The organism is Arthrobacter sp. ISL-30, assembly GCF_018613855.1.
Classification (GTDB): Bacteria; Actinomycetota; Actinomycetes; order Actinomycetales; family Micrococcaceae; genus Arthrobacter.
In genome coordinates this window covers 19,324-36,264 of record NZ_JAGGPK010000019.1, presented here as the reverse complement: position 1 = coordinate 36,264, position 16,941 = coordinate 19,324, and the positions used below count along the sequence as shown (strand labels likewise).

The following is a 16,941-nucleotide window of genomic DNA, read 5'->3' as shown; positions in this document are numbered from 1 at the left end:
TTTTCTAAGTGATGTACGTCACTAAAGGCGCGCATGAAGCGTTTCACCGGTGCATCAAGGCACTAAATGGCAAAAGCAGCCCTCCGCTGGCGCCTACGATTGCAACACCGCCGCGGCTAGCAGCCAGAGATACAGAGGTGCCTCACACTGCCGGACCAACCACCCTTGGTCCCCTTGAGAATCCTCGACTGCCCCATTGTGCCGTGGGTCCACGGCTAGCCTGAGGAGACAACGTTGTCCATTGAGATCATCACACCTGACATTGATTCCGCCGCGGATTTGAGCGAAGAGGAGATCTTCGCAGCACACGAGGGCGGAAAGCTCTCGATTTCCAGCACTGTTCCGCTGGATAACAAGCGGGACCTTTCCATCGCCTACACCCCGGGCGTGGCCCAGGTCAGCCGGGCCATCCACGCCAACCCGGAACTTGCCCGGACCCACACCTGGGCCCAGCGACTGGTGGCCGTGGTCAGCGACGGCACGGCCGTCCTTGGCCTGGGCAACATTGGAGCCAGTGCCTCCCTGCCTGTCATGGAAGGCAAGTCCGCGCTGTTCAAGGCTTTCGGCGACCTCGACTCCATTCCACTGGTACTGGACACCACCGATGTAGACGAGATCATCGAAACCCTCGTCCGGCTCCGCCCAAGCTTCGGCGCCGTCAACCTTGAGGACATCGCAGCTCCCCGCTGCTTCGAACTCGAGGAACGCCTCATCGAGGCACTTGACTGCCCGGTCATGCACGATGACCAGCACGGTACCGCCGTCGTCGCCCTCGCAGCCCTGACTAACGCCGCAAAGGTGACGGGCCGGCAGCTCGCGGACCTGCGTGTTGTTGTTTCCGGTGCCGGAGCGGCTGGCATCGCAGTCTCCGAGATCCTGCTGACTGCCGGAGTCACCGACGTCGTTATCCTCGACTCCCGCGGAGTGATCAACGCGGAGCGCACCGACCTCGTGGCCGATTCCGGCAGCGTCAAGGCGCGCATTGCACAGCGGACCAACCCGCGCGGCGTTACCGGCGGACCGGCCGAGGCCCTCCTGGGTGCCGACGTCTTCATCGGCGTCTCCTCCTCCAAGTTGGCCGAGGAGCACCTGAAGCTGATGAACCACAGCTCGATTGTGTTTGCGCTGTCCAACCCGGATCCCGAAGTCCTGCCGGATGTTGCCGCCAAGTATGCAGCTGTGGTTGCCACCGGCCGCAGCGACTTCCCGAACCAGATCAATAACGTCCTGGCCTTCCCCGGGATCTTCCGGGGAGCACTGGACGCCGGTGCCCGCCGGATCACGCCGGCTATGAAGCTCGCTGCAGCCAATGCCATTGCGGAGCTTGCGGAAGAAGGCCTCTCGGCGGAGTACATCGTCCCGAGCCCGCTGGATCCGCGCGTTGCTCCGGCCGTGACCGCCGCCGTTGCGGCCGCCGTCGCCGAGTAGCCAGCCGCCGAGTAGACGTACCACAAAGCCAACGACGTCGGTCCTCCCGTGCTGGGGAGGGTCGGCGTCGTTTTTTATCCCCCGGGAACATTTTCTCGGCACCCTAGACTGGGGCCCATGAACGTCGAGATCCTGGTGACTGTCCTGTGCGGCCTGGCCATCCTTGTTGGTGTTGCGGGAACCGTCATTCCCGTCCTGCCGGGAGGCTTCCTGATCGCCCTGAGCCTCCTGGCATGGGCCATCTGGGGCAGAGCAGGGGCAACCGGCTGGGTGGTCTTCGGCATCGGCCTGGTCTTTGTGCTGGTGGGTATGGCGGCGAGTGCCGTCCTGACTGGCCGGAAGCTTAGGGAACATCGGATCCCCAACCGCTCTGTCGGTATAGGCCTCGTGGTGGGCGTTGTTGGGATGTTCGTCATCCCGGTGGTAGGGCTAGTGGTGGGTTTCGCCGTCGGGCTTCTGCTCAGTGAAGTCCAGCGCACCAGGAACTTCCCTGTGGCGGTGCGTACGAGCATTGCTGCCCTGAAGGCGACCGGGCTGGGAATCTTGGTGGAGTTTGGCCTGGCCTGCCTCGCAGCAAGCACATGGGTTATCGGCGTCTGGGTGAATGTGGCGACGGGCTAGGCAGCCCGAAGGGATGAATCTTCTGGCTCCGAGGTGGAGATCGGCCCTCGAACCCGCGAATCGGGCAATTCCGCGGCTGTCCCGTGCTTATGGTGACTGGCATGGAACCGATTCTGAAATTCGTACGGCAATGGGGCGCCCCGGTGGCGGCCGTAATTTTCTTCGTCCTCTGGTGCGTGGCCGAGGCGGGAAGGATGGGACCGTGGCCAGGGTTCCCCACCTGGTCGGGAACTCCCGCCCTGTTCTTCACCACTGTTGCCATTGCCGTATCGGCATGGCGGCCTGCCGTTTCCCTCGCAGTCAGCGGCTTGTTCCTCGGCGGACAGTTGCTCTATGTGTTTCCAGCCATGGAATCGAATCACTGGGCCATCTATATCGGTACGTTCATTGCCTTCGGTTTCATTCTGTGGAGGTCAAAGCGTCGGATGCGCTTCATCGCCGTCGGCACGAATTTCCTCTTCGCCGGCGTGATGGCCTTCATGATGATTTCGTGGCGTTATGGCTGGGGTTTCGGTTGGTTCATGCCGATATACGGGGGCGACCGTTGGGCTCTTCAGCAGCTTTGGTGGCAGCTCTTCGCCCTGCTGCTGCTGATAGCCGCCGGCTGTGCGGCGGTGGGCGCCGCCCTGGCTTTGTATGAGGAGAGAGGCAGCCTTTTCCGGGCCCGAAACCTTGCCCAGGCCAGCCTGAAGGAAACGGAGGTGGAACTGATCGTGGAGCAGGAACGCACCAGGATCGCCCGGGACCTGCACGACGTACTCGCCCATTCACTGGCGGTCATCGCAGCGCAGGCAGACGGCACACGCTACCTCAGCAAGGATCAGCCTCCGGCGGTCCTGAAGGCCTTGGAGAATATCGCCAGTTCAGCACGCAGCGCCCTCGTTGACGCGCAGCGGGTCATCGAGGGAGTGCGCGACGACGGAATGGTCACCCCCCAGCCCCGGCTCAGTGATGTTGGCCCGCTGGTGGAACGCATGCGGCAGGGAAACTTGAAGATCCAGCACAGCGAATCCGGTGATCTGGTGGAACTGGGGCACGGACAGCAACTCGCCGTCTTCCGGATTGTGCAGGAGTGCCTGACGAATGCCCTCAAGCATGGCGGGCGCGGTACTGCCGTCAGACTGCACTTTGACTGGAGCGGACCAGGGCTGACCCTCCACGCGGCGTCCGATGTGCCGACGTCGAATGTGCCGGCGTCAGACGTTCATGAAAAATCAGGCGCTCAAGTACCAGGCTTCGAGGAGCGTCGGCTGGGGCGGGGAATTGCGGGCATGCGCGAGCGAGCCCACCTTGCCGGCGGCTGGCTCACCGCCGGGCACGACGGGGAGCAGTTCCGCGTCACGGTCTTCATCCCCTATGGCCCGGCCGCCCGTGCGACAGGTCCTCAGCGGGAGAGCGCTCCTGGTCAGGAGACGGCTCCTGACCAGGGCACTCCTGCACTCGACGCACCGGTCACCACCGAGACGGCTCCCGCCGTCGATGCCACACCGCGGGTGGAAGTTCATGGCTGATGCTGCCGCGGCCATCGGCGTTGCCCTGGTGGATGACCAGGAGCTCTTTCGCGCGGGCATTCGGATGCTCATTCAAAGCCAGGACGACATGGCCCTGGTAGGGGAAGCGCGCGATGGGGAAGAGGCCGTGGCGCTGGCCGCATCGAAGCGGCCGGATGTGATGCTGATGGATCTGCGGATGCCCGTGCTCGACGGTGTCGCCGCTACCCGCCGGATCGCCGACCACTCGGCCGCCGTTGGCGAGGACAAGCCCAGGATCATTGCGCTGACCACCTTCAATCGCGACCAGGCCGTCGTCGAAGCTGTTCAGGCCGGCGCCAGCGGCTATCTCCTCAAGAGCGCGGAGCCCGAGTTCCTGCTGGCCGCCATCCGCACCGTCTATTCGGGTTATTCAGTGATCGCACCGGGGTCGGTACATGAGCTCTTCCAGCACGCCGCCCGAACTGTGCCAGCGGCAGGTCCGGACCTGGCGGTGCTGGACCAACTGACGGTCCGCGAACGGGACGTCTTCCTCCTGGCAGCGAAGGGCCTGGCCAATGGGGACATTGCAGAAAGCCTGTTCGTCTCAGAGGCAACAGTAAAGAGCCACCTCCGGAGCGTGCTCTCCAAGCTAGGAGTCAAATCAAGACTGCAGCTCGTAGCTTTCGCCTACGAGCACCGCCTGCTGGGCTGAAGCATTACAAACCAACGCGGGGTCGCTTAAGGCCCAATCGAAGGCCAATTATGGGCCGTAAGTGACCCCGCATTGCTTGGGTATGACAGACCACGGCAGTCCGAGCGTCCCGGACTGCCGTGGTCTGTCAATTTGCGGTGGGAAAAGACCCCCCGCGGTAACCCCATTACATCGAGCGGCGCCGTGCGTCGTCCCTGAGGTCGCGGCCCAGCCAAAGGCCAAGGCCGAGCATGGCCACGCCAAGAATCAGGTGCAGCCAGTTATCCGCGTTGTTCATCGGCACGAAGTTTGCAGCCGTGGGGCCGGCGAAGAGCAGGCCGTACAGCCACAGCACCAGATACACGATGCCGCCGCCAACCAGGAACAGGCGTGAATTCCTGTCGCTCCTGGCCATGGCCACTCCGGCAACCCCAAAGAGCAGGTGGACGATGTTGTGCAGAATAGATACTTGGAAAATACCAAACAGCGCTGCCCCTGACTCCGGCCCTGCAAAAGTCATGGCGCCGTAATTGGTTGTGATGCCCGGGATGAACCCCAGGATGCCAACCAGCAGAAATACCACTCCAACACCCATTGCCGTATTGCGTAGTGTCAAACCCATCGCGTGATGGTGTGAGGCGGGGTGCGATGCGGTGCTCATGTTTCCTCCCATACCCTTGACTAACCGGTCCTTCGATTGGAGGACCGGCCTCGCGGCAAGAAGTCGTCGGAATCCTGCCGACGCCCACATTTTACTCCCGCAAGCCCCTGTAATGCAGGTGGTGTGCACCCGGGACCGCCGTTTTGCACAGGGGGCGCAAGCCCGTCCCCGCCGCCAGTCAGTCCGGTTAGCATGGGTCCATGAACGATGGGCATCAGCTCGGCGCCGGATCGTCTGTCTATGGGCCGATCTATCGGGACAGCCGCGACTTCACACCGTTCCGTAATGGGCACGTCCGCACCCAGCTGCGTCGACTTGCCGAGGATGTGGGGGAGAGCGCCGCCGGGGCGCTGGGCGGCCGGGACCCGCGCCGCCTCGCTGTGCTGGGTAGCGTTCCGAGGCTCAAGCGCATGGGGGGAAAAACCGCGAAGGCTATGCATCAGGCCATCTTCACCAGCACCGAACCCGAGCGGCTGATCGCCCTCGGCCGGGCAAATCCAGGCTGGGCAGGGCTTTGCTTTGTCATGGCCGGCCTGCTGTCCTACAAGCAGGGCGGCTATCAGCGGGCCGCGGAGCTCCTTCAGCGAGGACTCTCCCTGAGGATCGACGACGACGCCAGCCAGTTCTCCGCGACCTACCTGCAGACCGTGGTCACCAGGGTTGAAGTCGCAGAGCGGATTGACGTTCCGGTCCTGTTCAGTGAGGAGTCCGTGTTCCTCGCCTTGTCCCACTGCCTCCGGGAAACAGGGCGCATCAAGGAGGCGCTGCAGGCGCTGGGTGCCTTGCCGCCGTCGCTGCCCCATGCACTGGCCCGCTGCACCGCCGCCCAGGCACTTGGACGACACGCCGACGTCGACGACTGGACTGACGAGCTGCTCAACGAGGATGACCTGTCGGCGGCCTTGCTCCTGATCAGGGCCAGGTCACTGCGGGCGCTCGGCGCATTTGGCGGGGCGAACGTCGCGCTGAAGGAAGTCCTCCGCCGCCGCAAGACGGCGCTGGCGTTGCGCAATGACGCCATCACGGACCGTGCGCTGCTGGCCCTTGATGCGGGACGATTCAGCCTCAGCGAACGGGCCCGCCAGCGCCAGGCCACGAAGGTTGAGACCGTGGACGGAATCAGCAAGGACGTCCAAGTGCGCCGCTTGTGGAAGCAGGACTTCGGCGAGGACGACGCCGATTAGGCCTGTAGCAGCACTAGGCCGCTAGCGGCACCACGCCGGTAACGCCCTAGTTGTCCTTCTTCGCCCGGCTTGGCTGCACCCTTGGCGGCTCCCCGGGCATCTTCGGATAATCCGGAGGGAACGGCATCTCACCCAGCCCTGCGTCCAGGTCACGCTGCCACCACTCCAGCAGCGTGTCGGTGGTGCCCGGCTTTTCATGGAACCGGGCCCACGGGTCACCCACCGTACGCAGCCGCTCAGGAACCGTAAGCATCGTGAAATCCTTCGGGCTGACCGACTCCAGTTCCTCCCACTCAATAGGGCACGACACCGGAGCGTGGGCCAGAGCTCGCGGACTGTAGGCTCCGGCAATCGTCCGGTCGCGATTGGCCTGGTTGAAATCGACGAACACCTTCTTCCCGCGCTCCTCCTTCCACCAGGACGTCGTGACCTTATCCGGCATCCGCCGCTCAAGCTCGCGCGCTGCAGCAATCACTGCATGACGGACATCAAGGAACTCCCGTACCGGCTCAATAGGGGCATAGACGTGAATGCCACGATTTCCTGACGTTTTGATGAACGCGTTGAGTCCCGCTTCCTCGAGCACCTTTCGAAGCTCAAGGGCGGCCGGCACGGCGTCGTCGAAATCGGTGCCGGGCTGTGGATCCAAATCGATGCGCAGCTGGTCAGGGTTATCCGAGTTCTCTGCACGCGAGGGCCACGGGTGAAAAACCACAGTGTTCATTTGCGCCGCCCACACGGCCGCCGCCGGTTCATCCAGCACCAGCTGCGGGTGCGACCGTGCGCTGGGATAAACAACATTCACCGAACGAATGAAGTCCGGGGCGCCCTTCGGCGGGTTCTTCGAGAAGTACTGCTCGCCCTCAATGGTGTCTGAGAATCGTTGCAAGGAGACCGGCCGATCTCCGTTGGAGGCAATGAATGCTTCGCCTACGTCAACAAGATACTTCGCCAGGTCCAGCTTGGTGATCCCGAGTTCCGGCCACATAACGCGGCTCGGACTCGAGATGCGCACCTCACGGGTGCCGTGCGGACCTTCAACGGACAGGATTGTCGCCTCGGATGCCATGCGAACAACTTACCCCTGACCTGCGGCCCCCTGTCCATGGGTCAGGGGCATGGGTCCCACGGAAAACCAAAGGCCCCGGCAGCTCTAGGCCCGGATCAGGGGGAGAAGCTGCTCGGCCAGCAGCACGGTACCCAGGACCACCATGACCACACCGCTGCTGAGGGTGACAACGCGGGCCGCAGCGGGCCTGGACTGCAGCAGGGTCCGCGAGGCCAGCGCCACGGCCGTGTACACCATCGCGGCCAGGACCACGAAGGTCATGCCCAGCAGGCCTGACTGTACGGGAACAGGCAACGCAGCGTCGGCACTGACGAACTGTGGAACGAGCGCCAGGAAAAACAGCAGCCCTTTCGGGTTGATGCCGCTGGTGCCCACCCCCTGCAGGAAGGCCATCAGCTGGCTGGCTTGACGGCGGCCGGGCTGCCCGACGGCGTCGTCCGCAGTGAAGGTGGCGCCTCGCCATGAACGGATGGTGCCGACGCCCAGCCACAACAGGTAGGCGGCGCCGGCGATGGTGAGCCAGCCGAGGAGGCCCGGGACGCCGGCCAGAAGGGCCGCCAGGCCAAACGCCATGAGGAGCGTGTGCACCACATAACCGCTGCAGAGCCCGGCGACTGCAGGAATAAAGCTGCGCTCACGAAGGCCCGCCGCGATGGAGTAGGCCCAGTCCACTCCCGGGGTGCAGGCCAGGGTGGCCGATATCAGGACAAAGGCGAGGAAGAGCTGCGGATCCACGATGACTCCCGGGCTAGAAGGTTGACGAGGAAAAGACTAGGCAAAAAGAGGGCAGAAGTGTTCTCTCTTTTGTCGCCTTTGGCCGGGATTTGGGTAAGATTTATCTGTGGTTGACGGAATTGATAGAAGTATTTTGCGCTACCTCAAAGAGGACGGCCGAATGACTGCCACGGCGCTCGCCTCAAAGGTCGGACTGACTGTTGCTCCCTGCCATCGGCGGCTGAAGGACCTGGAGTCTTCGGGCGTGATTCGCGGCTATCGCGCCGATATCGATCCGGCTGCGATTGGGCTGGGGTTCGAGGCGATCGTCTTCGTGACCCTGAGGCAGGCGGATCGCGCAACCATGTCCGCGTTCGAGGACCGCGTTGCGGCGCTGCCCAACATTGTGGAGGCGCAGCGGCTGTTCGGTTCGCCGGATTACCTCCTGCGCGTGATCTCCACTGACCTGCCGGCGTATCAGCGGTTCTACGACGACCAGCTCTCGGAACTGCCCGCCGTTGAACGCCTGACGTCAACGCTGGTGATGAAGAACCTTAAGACGAATGCGGGCCCCCCGGTCTAAGGCGGCAGGAGCTAGGGATTCAGCAGGCCGGTGGTTCGGTAGGGAATCACTTCGCGGAGGAACATGCTGGTGGACGTGCGTACGATGCCCGGGCACAGGCGGATCTCCTCCGATACGCGGTAGAGGTCGTCCGGGCTGGTGGCTACAACGCGGATGATGAGGTCCGTGTCCCCGGCCGGGGCATGGCATTCCAGCACTTCCGGGATTTCGCGCAGCGCGGCGATCGCCTCGTTAAGCCGGCTTTGGTCCAGCTCCGCGCTCACCGCAGCGGCAACCCCTCGCCCCAGGGCCGCCGGAAGGACCCGGCTGCTGTTCGGGCGGAGGGCGCCCGACGTCGTCATCCGCTCGAGGCGTGAATGTACAGTGCCGCGAGCGAGGCCAAGCTTCTGGGCCAGGACCATGACAGGAACGCGGGGGTCCTCGTCCAAGGCGGCCAGGATCTTCTTGTCGGTGGCGTCGAGCTCCTGCAAAGTGATCATCCCTTGTCGTTAATTTCCTGGCCGGGTAGTCAGACTGATCAATGCAGGACCGCCCCATTGCGCCGAATGTAGCACTCCTGTTCAATTAGGGCCAGTAAGGGGCAAAGCGACCGCTGACCCCGCAGGCTACGGCGAACCGGCACACCACCCGCAAGTCGAACCATGCGTCCCGCAAGGATGCAGCCGCTGATTGACTCTTGTTCACACCATGGTCATTCCGCTTGGTCCGCCTCCGGCGGACACACCATGAGAGCCCCTGGGCCCCCGCACTTGTTGCGGTAGCTGAGGGGCTTTTGTGTGCCTCGGGGAGGGTTTCGGCTGAGACCCTGCATGCCCCCAACGCCCCCGCAGAAATGGCGAATCTCCGCACGCATGTGGTCAGTGCAGGCCTGCCCTTTAGGCTGGGACCATGACTTCCGCCGGCCGCTTCGCCCCGAGCCCGTCGGGTGAACTGCACGTCGGGAACCTACGGACGGCGATCCTGGCCTGGCTTTTCGCACGCTCCACTGGACGGCAGTTCCTGCTCCGCGTTGAGGACCTCGATCGGGCCCGGGCCGGGGCTGAAGCCGCGCAGTTGCGGGACCTGACCGCCGTCGGCCTCGAATGGGACGGCGAGCCGATTCGGCAGACCGATCGCTCGCCGGTCTATGACTCCGCCCTGGGCCGCCTCACTGCCGCAGGCCTCACTTACGAATGCTTCTGCACCCGCCGTGAAATCCAAGAGGCACCCTCGGCACCGCACGCGCCACAGGGCGCCTATCCAGGGACGTGCCGGAACCTTTCCCCTGCGGAGCGTGAGATTCGCCGCGCCTCCCGGCCGGCGGCAACCCGCCTCCGTGCCGACGTCGAGCACCGGACAGTCCAGGATCTGCTGCACGGCAGCTACACGGGAGTGGTGGACGACTTCGTGCTCCGCAGGAACGACGGCGTGACCGCGTACAACCTCGCCGTGGTGGTGGACGACGCCGATCAGGGGATCGACCAGGTGGTCCGGGGCGACGACCTCCTGCCCTCGACTCCGCGCCAGGCGTACCTTGCGTCCCTGCTCGGCCACCCGGTCCCCGAGTATGCGCACGTACCGCTGGTGGTAAACCACGACGGCGCCCGACTCGCCAAGCGTGACGGAGCTGTCACGCTCGCCGACCTTGCCGCCGTCGGGCAGCCCGCCGAAGAGGTGAGGGACACCATCCTGGAGTCCCTTCGCCTCCCGCCGGGCCCGTTGGTAAACGCGCTGGCGTCCTTCGATCCCCTTGCGCTGCCCAGGGAACCCTGGGTGTGGCCACCCCTCGCTCCCGGGAGGCGCAACAGCGGCTAGGCTGGCTCGATGGATCTCCACCGGACCGACACACAGATTATCGCCCCGGGCTTTGAGTCCGTCGCGGAGCTGTTCCGCAGTTTCCTTGACCAGGACCCCGAGTACTCGGCCCAGCTGGGCGCCTATCACCGTGGAATCAAGGTCCTGGATATCAGCGGCGGGCCGCACTGCCGGCCGGATTCCGTCACCGGTATCTTTTCCTGCTCCAAAGGAATGGCCGGGCTGGTCATGGCCCTCCTGGTCCAGGACGGTCTGTTGGATCCCGACGCCGAAGTGGTCAAGTACTGGCCGGAATTCGGTGCCGAAGGCAAGGCAACCATCAAGGTCGCCCAGTTGTTGTCGCACCAGGCCGGGCTCCTGGGCATCGAAGGCGGCCTCACCCTGGACGAATGCAACAATTCTGACCGAGGAGACCATCCGGACGGTGACCGCCGAGCAGGTTTTCGGGATCGACCGGGTGTTCGGCGAGACCGCCTGCTTCGCCACGGTGTTCATGAAGTCGCATGCCCGCATGCCATTCGGCAGCTACCGGGCGTTCGGCCACGATGGTGCCAGCGCTTCCCTGGGCTTCGCGGACCCTGTCTACGAACTCGGGTTCGGGTACGTGCCCCAGCAAGCGGAACCGGGCGGCGCCGGCTGCCGGAACTTCCTGTTGAGCTCAGCAGTGCGGCAGGCGATTGCCGGGCTGGAGGGGACGACAGTGCCTGAGCGGGGAACGCATGCCGTGCCCTAGGTTTGGCGGATGAAGGAAAGTATTGGGGATGAAGGCTGCGGTGAATGCTACGGAAGCCGCGTCGGTCGCAACACGGTAGCCTCACCCGCCCGTTCAGGCTCGAGCGGCACAGGGCTGATCAGCACGGCGGGGCCGCGATGCAGTACGCCGTCCGAAAGCACCTGGCAGCGCACGCCTCCCCGCCCCCGCATGGCAGCATGCGCCCCCGGAGCCAGCACCTCGTCCATCCAGGCACAGGGGTGGGCGGGCCGCCCGCCGCGGAGCCGAACGAGGGCACCGCGTGATTCCAGCGCGAACTCCTGACCAAGCAGCGGAGCAAGGTGGGTGCCCCTGAGGACCACATTGCGCCGGGGCAGGAGGGGGTCGAAGGGAGCGACACCCAACTCTGCGGCGATGGCTTCGATGGCTTCGATGGCGAGCAGGGTGACCGCGGCATCCATATGCGCGCCTTTGCCGAAGAAGCGGTCGCCGATGATGCCCTTGCCGGCCACCAGTTCGACGCGGTCGGCATCTGTTGTGGGGACGTCAGCGGCACCGTCCCGTGCCCGGCCGAAGTAGGCGTGCTCCGGGGACACAAGCAGGTGCAGGACCTCAACGTCGTACCTGTAGCTTGCCGTCATGCCATAAAGCTATCCCTTTCTGTCTGCGGGTCTCCTCCTATCCGCCTTCCATGAGTCGGCGCCTGTGGCTCAGTTCCTTAATCCAGTCCCTGGTCTGCCTCGAGTTAAAGGGCGAGGCGCCGGCGTCGAGGTCTCCGATGAGCGGCGCGGTTGCCTTCAGCGCAACCGCCAAAGCCTGCTCGGCCGCCCTTTCCGCCAGGCCAAGTTTCACCGCCCAGCCCACGAAGTGTTTGCGGGAGATTCCGGTCCTTTTGCCGCCCAGGGCGAGGGCTAGGGTCTTGTCGCCGTACACCACGGTGGAGGGAATGTCATAGACGGGGGAGATCGTAAACCCCGTGCTCTGAGGGGACTGGATCATGGACACGTTCTTGGCGTGAAGGTCCCCATTCCCGGTCAGCCAGGCGAACGCGGCCTGGATTACGAGGTTGCGGAGGGCAGGAAGGCGTGCGGGGCAGTGCGCGGCGAGGGCGTGGCATACCTCGCTGAATGGAACGCTGTATTTGTCCGCGGGATACAGTCCCAGCACCTGCGCGCCGTCCTCGACAGCGAGGCTCCTGGCTGCGCCGTGGTCGGTGGTGATGCGATCAAAACGCTCCACCAGCAGCCCTGCCCGCCTGGCGACGTCGTGGACCAGCTGGACGTTGCCCACGGGAATCCGTAGTTTCCGGGCGTACCGGAACATGAGGTATTCATTCTCGACGACGAACGGAAACTCCGGGGCGTTGAGTTTCAGGATGTAGCGCTTGCCGGCCTGCGCCACGGGCAGCGAGATCATTCCTGCGGACAACTTGTCCTGCACACCTGCCAGCGCCACGGGATCGATGAGTCCCGAGTCTCCCAGCAGCGCATCAAAGTCCAGCGGCAGCTTGGGATCAAGGACGACGGCGGTGCCGCCTTGCGTGGGCGGCTCGCCGTGAGGGAGGGTCTGGACATCGCCCACAGCATCCCCGCCGGCAGCCATGAGGAGCGCCAGTTCGTCGTCGGCGCTTGCCTTAACGGCCCGCCGCAGTGAGTTGAGGCGCCGGCCTTCCGGAAGCAGTCCGGTGAAGTAGGGGGGAACGGCGCCGCTGGGTGTGAGCACGGGCTCGGGGGACCGTGGCAGCGTAGTGGCGACGGCGGGGCCAACGCCGTCGAGATACTTCGGCAGGTAGCTGAATTTGGTACCGCCTGCATGGCGCTCCAGCCGGGCGGCAAGGACTCCCTGCTTGTAGACGTCGGCGATGCGGTGGAAGGTCACTGCCGCTCGGATTCACTCGACGCGGTCCGAACAGTGAGCTCCAGGCCAAGGGTTCGCAGGACCGCCACGAGCGGTTCCAGCTGGACGGTCGGCTTGCCCTGCTCCACGAAGCGCACAAAGCGCTCCGACACTCCGGCGAGGTCGGCGAGGTCGGACTGGTTGAGGCTCAGCTCGAGGCGCCGCGAGCGGACTTCGGCGCCGAGGCCTTCGGCGAACGCCCTGGCGGTCAAGGGGTCTCCTTTGATCAGCTTTCGACAGCGAGATCGGCACGTTCGTACCGTTTCTTTTATTATCCGCCCTTGAGTACGGCTTTCAAGCCCTTTTCCTGCCCACTTCGGAACGTTCGTGCCGCTCTGCAAACCAACGCGGGGTCACTTACGGCCTATCCGGGCCCCGAACACCGGCGTCAAGTAACCCCGCGTTGCACTGGGAAGGCGCCCTAGCTGAACCGGGCCCCCAGGCGTTCAAGCGCTGCAGCCCGGTGGCGGTGGCCGACCGCTTCGTCAACTATGACCGCCGTCGCCGGAGTCAGGATGAGCACCAGCAGGCAGAGCGTCACCGGCACTCCGGTGGCGGCCAGGGCGATGCTCAGTCCAGAGCCGGCTACGACGACGGCCGTCGTGGTGAGGTGGAGGCCGTCCAGGCCCACGAGCGAACTGTAGACATAGGTAAGACCCATCTTGTAGATAGCCACGGGGACAGCGACCATCGCGATGGCTGTTGCCGCGCTGATATGCGCTTCGTGATCAATGTAGTAGGCAAGGACATGCAATCCCGCTCCGGTGGCGGCGATCGCGGCAAAGACAACCATGTGCCCGTAGCCGAAGATGAACGACTTATCGCGTTGCAGGTGCAGGGCTCGCCCTGAGGGGAGGATGAAGTAGACCCACCATAGTGTGAAGGCCAAACCCGTTCCGCCCAGCCCGACGAGCGCAGCATCAACGCTCCAGCCGTGATTGGCCACGATGGCCCGGGGGTTTCTATGGCTCCGATCAGGCATTCACCGAAGGCGATGATAGCTAGCAGTCCGTAGCGCTCGGCAATGTGATGGGCATGCCAGGGGGTCTTCTCCTTGCGCTCGGCGATAACGGGTGTGGCCATCTCCATGAGGAACAACGGTCCGCAAATGAGGAATGTGGTGGCAATGTCAGTCTCGAGGAAGATAACGCCCACCCAGCAGAGTTGAACCGCTGCCAGGTACCCGGCGTAGGCGAACGCAATCTTCCTCCGGCCCGGGTCTTGCCGCGCGGCGCGGAGCCACTGGAAGATCAGGGCAACGCGCATCACCACGTAGCCGAGGACCATCACGACGTTGTCCACGTGCTTACCCTCCACGAGGGAATGGAACATCGGTTCGAGCCCCATGGCCAGGATGAGCACACCGACCATCTGGATCATCGTGACAATGCGGAAGATCCAGTCATCCGTGTCGTAGGCGCTGGCGAACCACGTGAAGTTGATCCACGCCCACACCACCGCGAACATCGCGAAGGAAAAGCCCAGCAACCCGGCGCCAAAGTGGTCCTCAGCCACGGCATGCGCAAACTGGCTGCCCGCCACGCTGAACGCGATGACGAAGGTCAGGTCGAAGAAGAGCTCAAGCGGCGTCGCAGCGCGGTGTTTCTCATGCGGATCCCGGCCACCCATGCGGGACACGGCGTGGCGAAGCGGATTGGTTGACATAGTCCAAACAGTACCGTGCCACGAGTTCGCCGGAACGCGTCCCGGTCGCCCGAGAGTTCCGGCGATTCGGCACGTTTCCGGCGAACTCCTTGCGGCGCGAGCGGCTACACCCGGCCCAGCACGTCGATGTCCTCCAGGAAGTCCTGATGGACCTCCTTGCTCACCGTGGTCCTCGTGTCACCGATCGCATCCAGGTAGTCCTCCGTGGCGGGCCCCTTCCGGCCGCCGTTGGCTGCACCTCCGGCGATGCCGTCGTCGTACACTGCCTTCTCCAGGGCGCGCTGGGAGGCGCTTCGCGCCGCGAACTCGATATCCGCCGGCGAGAAGCCCTCGGTGCGGTCCACCAGCAGGGAAACGTCAACGGAATCCACCACGGCCGAGGGGATGAAGCGTTCCCACATGGCTTGGCGTGCCTCGGCGTCGGGCAGCCCGATGGGAATGACGTAGTCGAAGCGGCCGTGGCGGAGGAAGGCGGTGTCCAGGGCACGGATGAAGTTGGTGGCGCAGACCAGCAGGCGGCCGGGCTGCTCGCGGAACGCCGGGATGATCTTGAGGAGCTCGTTGGTAACCCCCTGCAGCGGCGACGGCGGGTCCCCGGCACGCTGCGAGGCGATCTCCTCCACCTCATCGATGAACACCACCGCATGCTCCAGTTCGGCAATCTCAAGGAAGGTCTCGCGCAGTGCACCGGCCAGTCCCTTGGGATCGGACGCCAGCCGCGACGGGAACACCTCCACGAACGGCCACTCGAGCCTGGACGCAATGGCCTTCGCGAACGTCGTCTTGCCGGTGCCGGGCGGACCAAAGAGGACGACGGCGCGCGGCGGCACCACGCCGAATTCGTCCGCGAGGTCGGCCTCCGCCAGTGGCAGGACCAGGCGCCGCTCCAGGAGTTCCTTCTCACGGCGCATACCGGCCACGTTTTCCCACAAGTCGCGTGCCAGCAGGCGTCCCCCAAGCTGGCTGAGCGGCTCCAGCTCCTGCCGCTGTACGGGGATGGTGCGTTCGAAATAGCGCAGGTTCTTCTTGACCACAAAGCCCCTGCCGAGGAACGCCTCCACGCGGGTTTCCGTTTCCGGCATGAGTGCGGAGAGCTTGTTCAGGCCGTGGGGGGTCATGCGGTTTTCGACAGCCGCAAGCAGCGACGTGCCGATGCCACGGCCCCGGAACTCTGTCAGGGTGGCCAGGAAGACGATCCAGCCCTGGTCGTGGGCCGCGCGTCCGACGGCGGCACCCACCACCTGCTCGCCCTGCACCGCTACGACGGCGTGGTCCTTTTGGCACGATGCCAGCACTTCGGACAGGGCGTAGACGGGTTCAACGTTGTCCGCCTTGAGCGACTCCCACAGATGGAGGATGCCGTCGAGGTCGGAGGAATGGAAGTCCCGAATGCGCCAGGTGGTCATGGCCTGTCTCCTTGGTGAATCGCCGTTGATTGCCTGTTGCTGAGCATAGGCGATCAACCGCGCCAAGGAGGTTGCGGCCCCGTTGCATTACGCCCGTTGCATTACGCTAGACGGCCCTCCGCCGAGGTGAGTTGGCTGGAAGCAGGCACGGCGCGATAGAACTCCTGCCGCTGCCGTCCCAGCCCCTCGATCTCCGCTTCCAACACGTCGCCGGGCTGGAGGTAGGGGAAGCGGCCGGACAGGGCAACGCCCGCAGGGGTTCCCGTGATGATCACGTCGCCCGGTTCAAGCAGCATGTACTGGCTGAGGTGGTGCACCAGGGTAGGTGCGTCGAAGATGAGGTCGGAAGTGTTGGAGTCCTGGCGCGGCTCACCGTTGACCCACGAACGTAGGCGCAGCCGTCCGCCGTCGAGCTCGTCTGCCGGAACCAGCCAGGGACCCAGCGGCGTGGACGCCGGCAGGGATTTGCCCTTGGTCCACTGGCCAGCCGCGCCGGGAAGCTGGTAGTCGCGTTCTGAGAGGTCGTTGGCCACGGCATAGCCGGCAATGCAATCGGCGGCGTCTTCAGCCGAGGCCAGGTAGGACGCTTCCTTGCCGATGACGACGGCCAGCTCAACTTCCCAGTCGAACTTTTCCGACGACGGCGGAATGGGCGCTGCATCGAACGGCCCGCAGACGGTGTTGGCCGGCTTGAGGAAAACGACCGGGACCTCGGGCGGCGCGGAACCGGACTCTGCGGCATGAGCGGCGTAGTTCATGCCGATCCCGACCACTGCACCCGGGCGGGAGATCGGCGACCCTAGGCGGACGCCGTCGGTCTCCATGACCGGAAGGGTCCTGTTGCGGAGTGCCTCGCGGGTCCGTTCGATGCCGCCACCGGCGAGGAAGACGCCGTTGATGTCCGTGGTGAGGGGAGCGAGGCTGAAATGCTGCTCGACGCCGTGGGCATCCGGGGCGATGACGGCAGGCTGCTCTTGGCCGACCGGTCCGAGGCGGGCGAATTTCACGGTTACTCTCCTTCGAGCTGCGGCTTGGCCGAAATACA

Annotated in this window: 18 protein-coding genes and 1 pseudogene; 8 read left to right on the top strand and 11 right to left on the bottom strand. The window is 64.6% G+C overall.

All coding sequences use genetic code 11. The features are described from left to right. The first annotated feature begins 234 nt into the window (after positions 1-234). From J7E82_RS08165 to J7E82_RS08150, 4 genes are all read left to right on the top strand, one after another. Positions 235-1,428, top strand: a complete 1,194-nt coding sequence (locus J7E82_RS08165) for an NADP-dependent malic enzyme (protein ID WP_214862125.1) — start codon at positions 235-237, stop codon at positions 1,426-1,428. Between the two features lie 117 nt (positions 1,429-1,545). Next, complete coding sequence (locus J7E82_RS08160) at positions 1,546-2,049, top strand: DUF456 domain-containing protein (RefSeq protein WP_214862124.1); 504 nt, start codon at positions 1,546-1,548, stop codon at positions 2,047-2,049. Positions 2,050-2,150: 101 nt separating this feature from the next. Continuing rightward, complete coding sequence (locus J7E82_RS08155) at positions 2,151-3,560, top strand: sensor histidine kinase (RefSeq protein WP_214862123.1); 1,410 nt, start codon at positions 2,151-2,153, stop codon at positions 3,558-3,560. Beyond that, positions 3,553-4,233, top strand: coding sequence for a response regulator transcription factor (locus J7E82_RS08150; RefSeq protein WP_214862122.1), 681 nt, complete (start codon positions 3,553-3,555; stop codon positions 4,231-4,233). Before J7E82_RS08155 ends, J7E82_RS08150 begins: the two co-directional genes overlap by 8 nt. Before the next feature lie 166 nt (positions 4,234-4,399). Here J7E82_RS08150 and J7E82_RS08145 read toward each other — a convergent pair whose 3' ends face one another. Then, positions 4,400-4,873, bottom strand: coding sequence for a DUF4383 domain-containing protein (locus tag J7E82_RS08145; protein ID WP_214862121.1), 474 nt, complete (start codon positions 4,871-4,873; stop codon positions 4,400-4,402). A gap of 200 nt (positions 4,874-5,073) precedes the next feature. Between J7E82_RS08145 and J7E82_RS08140 the strand changes: the two genes are divergently transcribed. Further along, complete coding sequence (locus tag J7E82_RS08140; RefSeq protein WP_214862120.1) at positions 5,074-6,057, top strand: hypothetical protein; 984 nt, start codon at positions 5,074-5,076, stop codon at positions 6,055-6,057. 46 nt (positions 6,058-6,103) lie between these two features. On the opposite strand, the gene ligD is transcribed toward J7E82_RS08140, so the two are convergent. Next, on the bottom strand, positions 6,104-7,126 hold the full coding sequence (gene ligD / locus J7E82_RS08135; protein WP_214862119.1) for a non-homologous end-joining DNA ligase: 1,023 nt from the start codon (positions 7,124-7,126) through the stop codon (positions 6,104-6,106). An 84-nt stretch (positions 7,127-7,210) separates the two neighbouring features. Further along, positions 7,211-7,861 (bottom strand): LysE family translocator, encoded by a 651-nt coding sequence (locus J7E82_RS08130; protein ID WP_214862118.1) that lies wholly within the window; start codon positions 7,859-7,861, stop codon positions 7,211-7,213. Positions 7,862-7,967: 106 nt separating this feature from the next. On the opposite strand from J7E82_RS08130, the gene J7E82_RS08125 reads away from it, so the two are divergent. Continuing rightward, positions 7,968-8,423: an Lrp/AsnC family transcriptional regulator gene (locus tag J7E82_RS08125; protein ID WP_214862117.1), complete on the top strand. Its 456-nt coding sequence runs from the start codon at positions 7,968-7,970 to the stop codon at positions 8,421-8,423. A gap of 11 nt (positions 8,424-8,434) precedes the next feature. Here the strand turns inward: J7E82_RS08125 and J7E82_RS08120 are convergent, their stop codons facing one another. Next, positions 8,435-8,902 carry an Lrp/AsnC family transcriptional regulator gene (locus tag J7E82_RS08120; protein WP_214862116.1) on the bottom strand — a complete coding sequence of 156 codons (468 nt, stop codon included), beginning with the start codon at positions 8,900-8,902 and terminating at the stop codon, positions 8,435-8,437. A gap of 409 nt (positions 8,903-9,311) precedes the next feature. Between J7E82_RS08120 and gluQRS the strand changes: the two genes are divergently transcribed. Together gluQRS and J7E82_RS08110 are read left to right on the top strand one after the other, a co-directional pair. Further along, positions 9,312-10,217, top strand: coding sequence for a tRNA glutamyl-Q(34) synthetase GluQRS (gluQRS, locus tag J7E82_RS08115; RefSeq protein ID WP_214862115.1), 906 nt, complete (start codon positions 9,312-9,314; stop codon positions 10,215-10,217). A 9-nt stretch (positions 10,218-10,226) separates the two neighbouring features. Then, a complete protein-coding gene (locus tag J7E82_RS08110) occupies positions 10,227-10,925 on the top strand; it encodes a serine hydrolase domain-containing protein (RefSeq protein WP_251041611.1) in 699 nt (232 codons plus the stop codon). Between the two features lie 72 nt (positions 10,926-10,997). Here J7E82_RS08110 and J7E82_RS08105 read toward each other — a convergent pair whose 3' ends face one another. The 7 genes and pseudogenes from J7E82_RS08105 to J7E82_RS08080 form a co-directional block, all read right to left on the bottom strand. Next, on the bottom strand, positions 10,998-11,570 hold the full coding sequence (locus J7E82_RS08105; protein WP_214862114.1) for an MOSC domain-containing protein: 573 nt from the start codon (positions 11,568-11,570) through the stop codon (positions 10,998-11,000). Positions 11,571-11,607: 37 nt separating this feature from the next. Continuing rightward, positions 11,608-12,807 (bottom strand): type II toxin-antitoxin system HipA family toxin, encoded by a 1,200-nt coding sequence (locus tag J7E82_RS08100; RefSeq protein WP_214862113.1) that lies wholly within the window; start codon positions 12,805-12,807, stop codon positions 11,608-11,610. After that, entirely contained in the window at positions 12,804-13,037 is a 234-nt protein-coding gene (locus tag J7E82_RS08095; protein WP_214862112.1) for a helix-turn-helix transcriptional regulator, read from the bottom strand. The genes J7E82_RS08100 and J7E82_RS08095 overlap by 4 nt, the downstream gene beginning before the upstream one ends. Positions 13,038-13,246: 209 nt before the next feature. Further along, positions 13,247-13,807 (bottom strand): low temperature requirement protein A, encoded by a 561-nt coding sequence (locus tag J7E82_RS21185; protein ID WP_308113707.1) that lies wholly within the window; start codon positions 13,805-13,807, stop codon positions 13,247-13,249. 41 nt (positions 13,808-13,848) lie between these two features. Beyond that, positions 13,849-14,454, bottom strand: a pseudogene (locus J7E82_RS21180) (low temperature requirement protein A); the annotation flags it as partial. A gap of 140 nt (positions 14,455-14,594) precedes the next feature. After that, a complete protein-coding gene (locus J7E82_RS08085) occupies positions 14,595-15,896 on the bottom strand; it encodes an ATP-binding protein (protein ID WP_214862111.1) in 1,302 nt (433 codons plus the stop codon). 101 nt (positions 15,897-15,997) lie between these two features. Then, positions 15,998-16,903: a fumarylacetoacetate hydrolase family protein gene (locus tag J7E82_RS08080; protein ID WP_214862110.1), complete on the bottom strand. Its 906-nt coding sequence runs from the start codon at positions 16,901-16,903 to the stop codon at positions 15,998-16,000. Between the last annotated feature and the right edge of the window lie 38 nt (positions 16,904-16,941).

Excerpts from the sequence above, each read along its gene's own strand:
- ligD (WP_214862119.1), bottom strand. The coding sequence starts at position 7,126 with ATGGCATCCGAGGCGACAATCCTGTCCGTTGAAGGTCCGCACGGCACC.
- J7E82_RS08085 (WP_214862111.1), bottom strand. The coding sequence starts at position 15,896 with ATGACCACCTGGCGCATTCGGGACTTCCATTCCTCCGACCTCGACGGC.
- J7E82_RS08120 (WP_214862116.1), bottom strand. The coding sequence starts at position 8,902 with ATGATCACTTTGCAGGAGCTCGACGCCACCGACAAGAAGATCCTGGCC.
- J7E82_RS08150 (WP_214862122.1), top strand. The coding sequence starts at position 3,553 with ATGGCTGATGCTGCCGCGGCCATCGGCGTTGCCCTGGTGGATGACCAG.
- J7E82_RS08145 (WP_214862121.1), bottom strand. The coding sequence starts at position 4,873 with ATGAGCACCGCATCGCACCCCGCCTCACACCATCACGCGATGGGTTTG.
- J7E82_RS08155 (WP_214862123.1), top strand. The coding sequence starts at position 2,151 with ATGGAACCGATTCTGAAATTCGTACGGCAATGGGGCGCCCCGGTGGCG.
- J7E82_RS08140 (WP_214862120.1), top strand. The coding sequence starts at position 5,074 with ATGAACGATGGGCATCAGCTCGGCGCCGGATCGTCTGTCTATGGGCCG.
- J7E82_RS08160 (WP_214862124.1), top strand. The coding sequence starts at position 1,546 with ATGAACGTCGAGATCCTGGTGACTGTCCTGTGCGGCCTGGCCATCCTT.
- J7E82_RS21185 (WP_308113707.1), bottom strand. The coding sequence starts at position 13,807 with ATGCCTGATCGGAGCCATAGAAACCCCCGGGCCATCGTGGCCAATCAC.
- J7E82_RS08110 (WP_251041611.1), top strand. The coding sequence starts at position 10,227 with ATGGATCTCCACCGGACCGACACACAGATTATCGCCCCGGGCTTTGAG.
- gluQRS (WP_214862115.1), top strand. The coding sequence starts at position 9,312 with ATGACTTCCGCCGGCCGCTTCGCCCCGAGCCCGTCGGGTGAACTGCAC.
- J7E82_RS08105 (WP_214862114.1), bottom strand. The coding sequence starts at position 11,570 with ATGACGGCAAGCTACAGGTACGACGTTGAGGTCCTGCACCTGCTTGTG.